This window comes from Alteromonas hispanica (assembly GCF_010500915.1).
Lineage (GTDB): Bacteria > Pseudomonadota > Gammaproteobacteria > Enterobacterales > Alteromonadaceae > Alteromonas > Alteromonas hispanica.
The window spans coordinates 302,994-314,405 of the sequence record NZ_JAAAWP010000001.1; the positions used below are offsets into that span (position 1 = coordinate 302,994).

General features: G+C 43.9%; 9 protein-coding genes. 3 read left to right on the top strand and 6 right to left on the bottom strand.

Annotated features, from left to right (window positions below):
* Nucleotides 1–15: 15 nt before the first annotated feature.
* Nucleotides 16–3,513 carry a chromosome segregation protein SMC gene (smc, locus tag GTW09_RS01275; RefSeq protein WP_163109374.1) on the bottom strand — a complete coding sequence of 1,166 codons (3,498 nt, stop codon included), beginning with the start codon at nt 3,511–3,513 and terminating at the stop codon, nt 16–18.
* Between the two features lie 308 nt (nt 3,514–3,821).
* Here smc and cysZ point away from each other — a divergent pair, with 308 nt between their 5' ends.
* The gene (gene cysZ, locus GTW09_RS01280) at nt 3,822–4,553 is read left to right on the top strand and encodes a sulfate transporter CysZ (RefSeq protein ID WP_071979776.1); all 732 of its coding nucleotides are present in this window, start codon (nt 3,822–3,824) and stop codon (nt 4,551–4,553) included.
* Nucleotides 4,554–4,610: 57 nt separating this feature from the next.
* Here the strand turns inward: cysZ and GTW09_RS01285 are convergent, their stop codons facing one another.
* Together GTW09_RS01285 and nlpI are read right to left on the bottom strand one after the other, a co-directional pair.
* Nucleotides 4,611–6,320, bottom strand: coding sequence for an SEL1-like repeat protein (locus GTW09_RS01285; protein WP_163109376.1), 1,710 nt, complete (start codon nt 6,318–6,320; stop codon nt 4,611–4,613).
* A gap of 12 nt (nt 6,321–6,332) precedes the next feature.
* Nucleotides 6,333–7,235: a lipoprotein NlpI gene (nlpI, locus tag GTW09_RS01290; RefSeq protein WP_163109378.1), complete on the bottom strand. Its 903-nt coding sequence runs from the start codon at nt 7,233–7,235 to the stop codon at nt 6,333–6,335.
* Between the two features lie 134 nt (nt 7,236–7,369).
* Here nlpI and cdd point away from each other — a divergent pair, with 134 nt between their 5' ends.
* On the top strand, nt 7,370–7,777 hold the full coding sequence (cdd, locus tag GTW09_RS01295) for a cytidine deaminase (protein WP_163109380.1): 408 nt from the start codon (nt 7,370–7,372) through the stop codon (nt 7,775–7,777).
* A gap of 17 nt (nt 7,778–7,794) precedes the next feature.
* On the opposite strand, the gene GTW09_RS17665 is transcribed toward cdd, so the two are convergent.
* The 3 genes from GTW09_RS17665 to GTW09_RS01305 form a co-directional block, all read right to left on the bottom strand.
* Nucleotides 7,795–7,926 carry a hypothetical protein gene (locus GTW09_RS17665; protein ID WP_275407034.1) on the bottom strand — a complete coding sequence of 44 codons (132 nt, stop codon included), beginning with the start codon at nt 7,924–7,926 and terminating at the stop codon, nt 7,795–7,797.
* 129 nt (nt 7,927–8,055) lie between these two features.
* Nucleotides 8,056–9,813: a gamma-glutamyltransferase gene (gene ggt / locus GTW09_RS01300; RefSeq protein WP_163109382.1), complete on the bottom strand. Its 1,758-nt coding sequence runs from the start codon at nt 9,811–9,813 to the stop codon at nt 8,056–8,058.
* 14 nt (nt 9,814–9,827) lie between these two features.
* A complete protein-coding gene (locus GTW09_RS01305; RefSeq protein WP_163109384.1) occupies nt 9,828–10,592 on the bottom strand; it encodes an enoyl-CoA hydratase in 765 nt (254 codons plus the stop codon).
* 114 nt (nt 10,593–10,706) lie between these two features.
* Here GTW09_RS01305 and rrtA point away from each other — a divergent pair, with 114 nt between their 5' ends.
* Nucleotides 10,707–11,291, top strand: a complete 585-nt coding sequence (rrtA, locus tag GTW09_RS01310) for a rhombosortase (RefSeq protein WP_071979782.1) — start codon at nt 10,707–10,709, stop codon at nt 11,289–11,291.
* Nucleotides 11,292–11,412: the final 121 nt, after the last annotated feature.

An 11,412-nucleotide genomic window follows, 5' to 3' on the forward strand; every position in this document is an offset into this window, starting at 1 on the left:
TTCTTTCGCCCTTTGTTATGCTTCTGCGAATGCAACGGCTTCGTCGACATCAACGGCAACCATGCGCGATACACCAGGTTCGGCCATTGTGACACCCGTTAGGTGACTCGCCATTTCCATCGCTATTTTATTATGGGTAATGTAAATAAACTGCACTGTCTCAGACATTTGTGACACCAGATTGCAAAAACGGCCCACGTTAGCATCGTCTAGCGGCGCGTCAACTTCATCGAGTAGACAGAAGGGCGCCGGATTTAATCTGAAAATTGCAAATACCAATGATAAAGCGGTTAATGCTTTTTCTCCACCGCTTAAAAGATGAATTGTACTATTTTTCTTACCCGGTGGACGAGCCATAATGGTCACCCCTGTTTCAAGTAAGTCATCATCTGTAAGCGCAAGATACGCTGAACCACCGCCAAACACCTTTGGAAAGAGCGTTTTTAAATCTTCGTTTACTTGCTCAAAGGTATTCGAGAAGCGGCTTCGTGTCTCTTTGTCTATTTTTCGGATTGCAGCCTGCAGGGTCTCCAGTGCATTGGTTAAATCTTCATGCTGCTCATCTAAGTGCGATTTGCGTTGAGATTGTGTTTCAAACTCTTCTACCGCAGCAAGGTTTACAGCGCCTAAACGCTGTAAACTCGCTTGTGTTTTCTCTAGCTCTTGCTGCCACTTATTTTCATCGGCGTCTTCAGGAAGTTCGGCAAGAAGTGTTTTTAGCGACTGCTTAGACTCTTGAAGTTGCTCTAATACCGTATTCCCACGCACTCGATGACCCTCTATCTCTATTTTGAGTGTGTCGATGTGCGCCTGTCTAGCCTGAATATCCTTTCCTAAAGCCTGCTGCCCTTTTTCAGCTTCGCGAAGCCATTGTTCTATATCTTCTAGCTGTGCGAGCGCTTCGCTACGCTGATGCTCTAACTCGTGCTTATTCTCGAGTAGCACCTGAAGCTCTTCATGCTGGGTCTCTTGCGGTGATGTTAACTGTGAAAGCTCGTCGGTAAGTCGAGATGTGGTTTCAACGTACTCTTTCATCTGACTTTCATTTCGACTCACCTGCTCGCTGTACATTTTCTGATGATTATCAAGCTGTTGTTTTTTTAGCGCAAGCTCATGCTTTTTAGAGGTTAACATTTCTACTTGCGCTCTAAGCTCCACTATACTGAGCTCTTCTCGTTCTCGCCTTTCATTCACATCTGCAAGTGTTTCTTCACACTCTGAAAGCTGCTGTTCATAAAGGGTGAGCGACTCAGAAAGCATCTCTAACTGGCTCTCTTCCTCCTGCTGAAGAGCTTGCTGCGCTGCCAATTCATCTTGCAGTTTAGTCATTCTCGACTGCTGCTGTTGCTGCTGCATCGCTAACAACGAACGAGCATTTTTACTTTGCTGATACGCGCCCTCACACTCTAACAATTCTGATTGATGCTTCTGTATCTCTTGACGTATGTTGTTAATCGATAGCTGAGCCATCTCAACCCGCTTTTGGCCTGACAGTTTTGCTTCCTCAAGAGACTGCATTTCGTTTTCTAATAGAGTTAGCTTATTCGCACGTTGAAGTACTCCGTCTTCAGTTTTACCAGGCTTTAATAACCAATTTTCACCGCACCATAAACCACTGTGGGACATCGCACTCTTGCCGCTGTCTTTTAATTTGTCTTTGGTTTGATCACTAAAGAGATCTTCGTCATTTTGAAAGATAAAAATTTCGTTCAAAAAACTGGGCACTCGCTGATTTTCTGAAAACTCAAGAAGTGCGAAAGCCAACGTTCCAGGCTCTGCCTTATCTGTAAATACAGACTCAGTAAATATCCTCACGCCGCTAGGTAACGCCTCCTGTTGTGAAAACACAGAAGCCACTTCATCCTTTTTAGATAAAAGTGGTTGATTGAGATATTGAAGCACTACCTCAATACAGGGCGCTAACAAGTCTGGAGCGTAAATAGATTGCCACAGCGTTTTCGCCACTTGCTCATTGCTGTCTTGATGAGAAACATAGCGCGATGCATCACTTTGCAGTGCGCTTAATGCGGAATGCGTAGACCTTGCAGCATGAAGTTTTCCGGTTACCTCTTCTAGCTCATTGCGGACTAACTCTAACTCTTCACTGGCTTCAGATTCTGAGGTTGTAAGGTCACTCACTTTTTCTCGAAGCGCAAACACATTCTCTTCTGCCTCTTCAGCTTGCGCATCCAAAATCGCCAATTGCTCTTCAAAGTTCTCATCTTGGGTTTGAGAAAGCTCTTGTTGTATTTCGCTTATTCTTTGAGAGGTGCGCAATTGAACATTCATAAGAGATTGAATTTGGCTGTGGCTCTCTTGCACCTTGCTTTTAATTTGGTTGAATGCAGCTTCTTGCTGCCTTGCAGACGCATTTACATCCCGCAACAGTTGTTCAGCGTCTTTAAAACGCTCTTTCACGCTGTACAGTTCTGCCTCGTTAATTTCAAGCTCGGGCTCTATTTCCAGCAGTGAATCGCGGGATTGCGACAGCAATGTTTGCGCTTCTTGCAACGAGTGCCGTAACAGCTGCTGTTGTTCGTTGATACGGGATATCTCCTGTTCAACTTGTGTTGCTCGCTGTTTGGCATGCAGCGCATTTTGCTCTAAACGAGTGATAGATGTACTGGTGGTGAAAAGGGATTGTTGAATATCATCTACTGTTTGTTTTAGGTCTGATTGCTTTTCTTTATACATGTTGACGCCAGCTTCATCACCCTGCTGACGCGCTATTAACGCCTCCATCTCAGATATTTGAGACGCTTTTTCAGTTTCTAGTTTTTCAATATGATCACTGTTTTTTAAAAACCGAATTGCAGCAAGCTGCCCTTTTAGTTCTCTTACCTGAGACCGTAGCGCTTTATATCGCGTCGCTGCTGCTGCCTGTCTTTGCAGCTTTTCTAACTGCCGGCCAAGCTCATCGCGCACATCTGTGAGGCGGTCTAAATTATCGAGGGTATGTTTGATGCGGTTTTCAGTTTCACGTCTGCGCTCTTTGTATTTGGAAATTCCCGCGGCTTCTTCAATAAACACCCGCAATTCTTGAGGTTTTGACTCAATAAGACGGGAAATCATGCCTTGCTCAATAATGGCGTATGACCGGGGCCCTAACCCTGTTCCTAAGAATAGATCTGTTACGTCACGTCTCCGGCATTTTGTACCATTAAGAAAATAAGTAGATTGCGCTTCCCGTGTTACCAGACGTTTAACCGAGAGTTCGTTATAGTTAGCATACTCTCCAACAATACGCCCGCTCGTGTTGTCGAATATCAATTCAACACTGCACTGACCTACAGGCTTTCTTGACGTAGAACCGTTAAAAATAACATCGGTCATTGCGTCACCACGCAAATTTTTTGCAGAGCTTTCGCCAAGCACCCATCGAACCGCATCTATGACGTTGGACTTTCCACAACCGTTTGGCCCCACTACTGCGGTCATTTCACCAGGAAAAGGAATAACGGTGGGTTCAACAAAAGATTTAAAGCCAGCAAGCTTTATTTTTTTAAGGCGCACACTCTGCCCTCATATAAACAGGCACAGCAAAACGACAAACAATGGTTTGCGTATTGTTTACACGTTTAGCGAAAATGGGTGGTGAATGAGCGGTTTTCACGTTATTTTTTAATGCAATAGCACACAGTATTGTCTTTTTATTATCTTTTCGACTCTACCAAATCATACAGCTTGTAACAATTAACATTTCTGTCTGACCGTGTTGGATAATATGATGATAGTGTTTGGTGTTATATTTGATGTGATTTTTAATATAACGTTTGACAGTGAGCGGTACTGTTTTAACGTAATTTTTTTAAGGAGAGCGAATGAGTGCTGGCGGTGTAAATTATTTTTTCATGGGATTTTCGCTAATAAAGACGAAGGGTCTGAAGCGATTTGTTTTTGTTCCTTTTGCCATAAATCTTATTCTATTTTCAGTGGCTTTTTACTTTTTATTTGGTCAAATTGAGTCAGGTATCGCCTATGTCATCAACTTAGTTCCCGAATGGCTTGGCTGGATTAAAACCGCTATCTCGTTCCTACTTTGGCCTTTGGCTGTAATAAGCGTTTTGCTGATTTTTGCACTTATCTTTGGCACCCTAGCCAACTGGATTGCAGCGCCATTCAATGGCGTATTGTCAGAAAAAGTAGAGCGCCACTTAAGCGGACAAGCATTAGGAGATGAAGGAGTAATGGCCCTAATTAAAGACATTCCCCGCACATTGGGCCGTGAAGTAACTAAGCTCGCGTGGTATTTGCCTCGTGCAATCGGGTTTCTATTACTTTTCTTTATCTTGCCCGTAATAGGCCAAGTTTTGTGGTTTCTTTTTAACGCTTGGATGATGGCTATTCAATATTGTGACTACCCGTATGATAATCATAAGGTTCCTTTTACCCGGATGCGTCTTCATTTGTCCGAGCATAAAGGCAAAGCCATGAGTTTTGGCATGATGGTAAATATTTTCTCTTTAATCCCCGTAGTGAATTTCATCATTATGCCGGTAGCAATTTGCGGGGCAACGGCAATGTGGGTAAATGAATTAAAAGATGACGCGTAACAGGCGTCATCGTAGATACGTGAGAACGCAATTATGCGGCTATGCAATTATGAATTATTAATTGGACTGTGACTTAGCAACAAACGCTTCGTAGGTAGCTAGCCAGTAAGCGGCCTCGTTTTGATTGCCTTTGTGATGAAACGCCTGAAAAAAGTTCATTGATATAGGGCGTTGAGCCTCTTGCTTTTCCAATTGCTGTTGCCATAACACTAAATAGAGTGGCGGTATTACGCCGGAATCGTGGTGTTCCATAAATGTAATACGCCGACTTGGCTTATAACTTTTCAGCGCCAGTCCTTCACAGGTTTTTGCCTTTGCAACAATTGTATTCGGGTCGATTGCCGACCAGCGAGCAACGGTTTCTATGGGTGAGTAGTAATTGGGGCTATCGATAACCAAATTTGGCGGCGCAAAGTCGCCTATACGCTGTGTATTACACAACTTCGTCGCCATACTTTTTGCTATCGGATACTCATCAGCAAAACCTGCAAAGTGAGCAAGTTCATGCACAAAAACCGAATACGTATCGCCGATATCCAAATACATGACACCGTTTTGCACGTTTGCTTTGCCTTGCTTGGCAACAATAACCGCGTGACTGAACTGTCGCTTCTTGGCAATGCTTGCTAAAGGTGTCACGTCGCATCCCAACAAATTCCTATTGTTAAAGCTGTCGGTACATTTCAGTACGTCTTTTTGAAGCCATACTGGAGGTGCAACACAGAGCGAGAGCGATACAAGCCTGTCATCGTTTTTAAATTTACGATAAAAGCTATCTGCCCTAGTCATAGTGGCTAACGTTGAAGCAAAAGGTTGAATTCGCTGTAAACAGCGCCCCTCATCGCCCCAGTTATACGGTTTAATATTGCTAAGCGTTGTAGGTGAATAGCGCTCTATAATGGCCAATGCATCTTTTGCTTGCGTTTGTCCTAGTTGAGCCGCTTCACTTAAGTATTTTTTAGCCTCGTTAAATTCACCGTCATCCCATAACAAACGGCCATATTTGAACGCGCTCTGCATATCTAAAGAGGCTGTTACAGCAAGTAAAGGCTTTGCTTTCGCATTTTCATCATGCAGAAGATACCAGTCGGCCAAAGCCGCCTGAGCAGGCACATAGCCCTGCTCTGCCGCACGAATCAACCATTTCTCTCGTTTTTTAGGGTTTTGCGACGACATGGCATAGGCCAATTGCGCCTCAGGCACGTTTCCCTTAGCTGCTAACGCCATGAACTCTTCTGATGTACCGTCACTGCCTTTTTGTTGATAGAGCAACCAGGCCGCATCCGCGTTGTCTAGCGTCACCAACTTTTGCAGCCAATACTCGGTATCTAATGGATAAGCATCGCTTGCGTGATTACGCTCAGCGTTTTGATTAACTTGTTGCGTAGCGATTTCTGTGGTTTCAATATTGTTTGGTAGTTCTGGAAACGCTACTAAATCAGCAGAAGCGCTTTCTTTCTCGCTGTGGGCGTTTATCTTCTCTAACGCGGCTACGAGTAATTGTTCTGCGCTGGCATCTGCTTGCACAGCAGAAGGAGCGCTTTGTTGAGAAGCTTCTTGGGAGCTTTCTTCGCGGGCTTGCAGTAATGCGGCACGCCACAATAATGAAAACGCCGCTCGCATGTGATCTGCCTCAACATCGCTCGTGCTTTTTTGGTCCGTACTAGCAAGGATGGCGTTGGCATTAAACACCAGTTGAGGGATGTAGCGGCTTGTATCACCCGCCACAACAAGCAGTGCAAGCACTGCCAAGAATAAACCGCGCATTGTTTAAACGAACTATTCGCTGTCTACCGACACATCGTCGGTTCGCTGACGCAATCGATTTAGCTCTATACGTGCGTATCTATGTTCAACATAGTCATAAACATTGGTGCTCAGCGCTAATTTAAAATAGTTCGAGGCAATGCCTTTATTTCCCCTTTGGCTATGGTACTTACCTAAGTAAAAGTAAGCCTCACACAAACGGTCGGTAAGTGCTTTTTGACTTGCGATACCTTTTAGTAATGAATTAAGTACCGTATTTTCATCAACAACACCTAAAAACAAATCAACAAGTGAAGTAGCCCAGTGTCCGTTGTCTAATAAAGGTCTTATCGACGCTAAATATTCTGCGCCTTGTTGAGGTGATACTTCATAGTTTGCAAAATAAGACCACAGCGCTCTGAACGGGTCTTTTTCGTCTTTTTTAAGAAATACCGCTAGGTCACTGGTAGCCAACTCTGCTCTGCCACCGTAATAAAGCGCTATACCGCGATTCAAAAACGCAAAGTCTAAGTCTGGGTTTATCTCAAGCGTTGAATCAAACGCTTCATACGCCTGAATAAAATCGTTTTGTTGAATATAGTGAATGCCAATGGAGTTGTACGCCTCTGCGTAGTCTGGCTTTAGGTTTATTGCTTGGCTATAGTCGAACTGCGCTAAGCCATTAAGGCCCACACTGTCGTACAACATACCGCGCTGAAAATGCAATTCTGCTTTATCTCCGTCAGATAAAGCAGCGCTTGTTAATATCTGATTATATCGAGCAATCGCCATTTGCGAGCGAGGGTTCGCGGGCGCCGGCTCGGCCAGTAGGAGGTTACCCATTTGACTGCGCTTAACTTCTGGCTGTGTTTGCGCACAACCGGTTAAAATACAAGCAATTAGGAAAAAAAAGATGAGACTAACGTTTCTGCGCATGGTAAAAAAGCATTCTGTAAAAAAAGAAAAATCCGCTGGTATAAAAAGTACACACCTGGCGCGGCGTTGATGCCGCAACCTTCTCGCATTTAGTGAGAAAAGTAAAGTGTAATAGGCGGGTAACAAAGGTAGCTATGAAGAAAAATAACCTAGAAAAACTGTCACAACTTGCATTTAACGCACAGCGTTTTTCCCATTCCCCTTACTCTGGTTTTAAAGTTGGTGCCGCTATAGAAACTGACTCTGGTGATATGTTTGCAGGCTGCAACGTAGAAAATACCGCCTTCCCTTTGGGTCAGTGTGCAGAAGCTTCAGCAATTGGCAGTATGGTTTCTAATGGACACAAGCGTATCGCTCACATCGTTATTGCAAGTCCTAATGAAGATATGTGCTTTCCCTGCGGTGGCTGTAGACAAAAGATTGCAGAGTTTGCCAGCGATGACACCCCAGTAACCATGATAACCAATACCGGTGAAAGACTTGAAACAACCATTGGCGAACTATTACCCAACGCATTTAGGGCTTACGACTTAGAGAAGTAACCACAAAATGGAAAGGCTTACGGGTTAGGCTTGTTATTGTTGTTGTCGTCTTGGCGCCTATTGAGTTTCATTGCTGCAAAAAAACCAATAAAGAAAACAGCGAAAATGACAACGCCTACCCATATTAAAACGTTCAATAAAAAATCCATGTTACAAGCTTTCCTTTTGCCAAGTTAAATTTTAGTGACACCGTATTTAAAGTATAGAGCAATAAGCCATCTGCGAACCGCTCTATACTTATTTGGATCTCGATTAGCTTTTATGTTGAGCTAGCTTCGCTACTTCCCAACTGCAATCCCTTCTCTTCTAGGGTCGGCGCCACCTATCAACTTACCTGATTTGACCTGAATGCCGTGTAACCCACTGTTCAGATCTATCACTTTGACATTATGACCCAACGCCTTGAGCGGCTCTTCTAGACCAATAATGGGGGTGCCTTTCTCGAGCGCTGTGTAATCGTTTCTATTGGTTATTTTAGGAAGATTTATGGCCTGTTGAATATTTAACCCGTAATCCAACATACCAATAAGAGTTTGTGCGACATAACTCACTATTCTTGAACCACCTGGCGAGCCCACCACAATTTCTAATTCGCCTTCTTCATCGAATACCATTGTTGGGCTCATTGCACTGCGAGGACGCTTACCCGGCTCTACCCGGTTAGGAACAGGGAAGCGGTTTTTCGTAGGCGAAAATGAAAAGTCTGTTAGCTGATTATTGAGTAGAAAACCACCTACCATAATGCCCGAACCAAACATGAATTCGATACTTGTTGTCATCGAAACCGCATTACCCTCTTTATCTACAATAGATACATGAGACGTATTCGGTAATTCCATGGAGGTCCCCATAGCAATCTCTGTTCCCGCATAAGGATTACCGGCTCTTGCACGATGCCAGCGCTCTTCTAAACTTATTCCCTCTGCTCTTCGCTCTAAATAGGCTGTGTTAATCATTGCGGCGAAAGGAAGGTTGGTAAAGTCGCTATCGGCAATATACTTTTCTCTGTCAGCGTAGGAGAGCGCGCTTGCTTGAGTATATAAATGCGCAAACTCTGCAGAGTTTAGAGGATATTGACCAATATTTTTGTCTTCTAACATTTTTAAAATTTGAAAAACGTTAACGCCACCAGAACTTGGCGGTGGCATGCCGCAAATACGCTTTTCATGGTATGTACCGCAAACTGGGCTGCGCTTTTTCGCTTCGTAATTAGCTAAATCGTCTACCGACATTTGCCCTGGATTGATGTCAGCAGAATTAACTGCGGCCACAATCTCTTCGGCAAGTTCGCCTTTAAGAAGATAATCGCTGCCATTTTCAGCAATGCCCTTCAATGTTTTGGCTAGTTTTCTGTTTTTTCGTATTGCCCCCTCTTTCAACGGCATTCCTGCCGGGAAAAAGTAAGTTGCGCTTGCGGGAAACGTTTTTAAACCGGGGTGATAATCGAGAGCGACTAACTTTGCCAGCCGAGGCGATACTTTGAAACCTTCTTGAGCTGTGGTGATGGTGTCGTCAAATAACGTGTTCCATGGCAGCTTCCCAAATTCGCCGTGGGCTAGTTCCAGTGCTTTTACCGCTCCAGGTACTCCCACTGACTTGCCACCAACCACTGCATCAATCCACTTCATTGGCTTATTACCCTCAATAAACCAATGTGAATTCACCGCTTTTGGCGCTGCTTCTCTGCCGTCAAATGTATGCAGCACTTTGTTTTTATTATCCCAATAGAGAATAAATGCTCCACCGCCAATACCCGAAGATTGAGGCTCGACCAATGTCAGCATAGATTGAATTGCTATAGCCGCATCAATTGCGCTTCCGCCCTTTTCAATAATGTTCTTTCCGGCCCAAGAAGCATAAGGGTTTGCTGCAACAACCATATAGTCATTAGCCTCAAAAGCCTTCTTTTCAACATATCCCGTGGCGGCTTCTGGCTCTCCAACCTCTCGTGCTTGTTTTGCTTGTAACGTCGTAGATAAAACACCGGTTACCGCAAATGCTAATAACGATGTGCGAAAGAAAGAACTGAACCTCAAAATAGTGTTTCCTCTTATTTAAATTTCTCTGGATTGATGGGGCGCTTCTTAAGGAATGCGTCAAATGCCTCTTGCGCTGCAGGCATGGTAAGCGCCTCAAGGAAAATATCAAACTCGGCATTCATCTGCTGAGTCACATCCTCAGCTTCGCCTTTTAAGAGCGCTTTAGTTTGAAGAAGCGCAAAGCTCGGTTTACTAACCAATTTCTCAACAGTAGACGCCACTGCATGCGCAATGTTTTGCTCATCTACTATCTCGGTAAGAAGGCCAAATTGATAGGCATCGTTAGCGGAAAAAGGCTCACCGAGCATTAACCACTGCGCCGCTTTGATGTGGCCCGCCATTTTAGGTAAAAGATAACTTGATGCATATTCAGGAACAAGGCCTAAATTAATGAATGGCAAAACAAATTTACTATCCCGTGCGGCATAAACAAAGTCGCAGTGTAAAAGTAAAGTGGTACCAATACCTACTGCTAGACCATGCACCTGTGCAATAACAGGTACAGCACAGGTCATAAGAGATCGCATAAACGCTGCTGTCTCAGGTACCTGAGCGCCTTCTTTTTTCGCCGCAAAGTCACTAATATCGTTACCCGCAGTAAAGCAGTCGCCATTACCTTTTATTACAACCGCTTTTGTCACACCATCGTTCTTGATACTTAAAATCGCATCGGCCATGAGTTGATACATCTCACGGGTGAGCGCATTTTTTTTATCCGCTCTGTTAATGGTAATAGTTAGCGTTTGCTGAGCTCTCTCTACTAATATCAAAGACATTTTTTATCCTTTCCTGTCGAGTTTTTATTATTCGGGTAAATATCTGTTTTCACCCGTAGGGTAATTTTCTGTATCATAGCGACCAAACTCAAAATAAAAAAATAACTATCGCTAATGATTTCACTGCCGTTTTCGTTTAAGTACAGTGCAGGCCCTTTAATATTAGCCTTGTGCTCGTTTATTGCCTTCTTCTTTGAACCTCAATCAAGTGATTGGCTAGCTTACGACCGCTACGCTATTCAGGGTTTGGATACGTGGCGCCTTATTACTGGAAATATCGTCCATACAAATGGTTATCACCTTTTGCTAAATATTGTTGGATTAACTCTACTCTGGGCACTACACGGCGAACACTACCTTCCTACTCGATTTTTAAAAGTGTTTGTTTGGTGTTGCCTAGCCACCAGCGCTGGCCTTTATTTCTTTTCAGAAAACCTCATTTGGTATGCGGGTTTATCCGGTGCGTTACACGGTTTATTCGTGTGGGGCGCCTGTATGGATATCAAAGAAAAAATGACATCAGGCTGGCTATTACTTGTAGGCATTGCGATTAAGGTGGGCTACGAACAATACAATGGCAGTAGCGCACAAGTTGCTGAGCTGATTGATGCAAAAGTTGCTGTTGATGCCCATATGTTTGGTGCAGTGGGCGGATTAATTATTTTTCTTCTAATGATAAGTACGGCTAAGCGTACTTAATCTCTCTTGGCCCTGCGTCTCACTTACCACTTTTCACTCGGTAATAATTACAAATAAGCACATCCACAAAAAGGGGCCCTTTGCGAGCCCCTAGTGCGTTAACTTAAGAAGCCCAACGAGT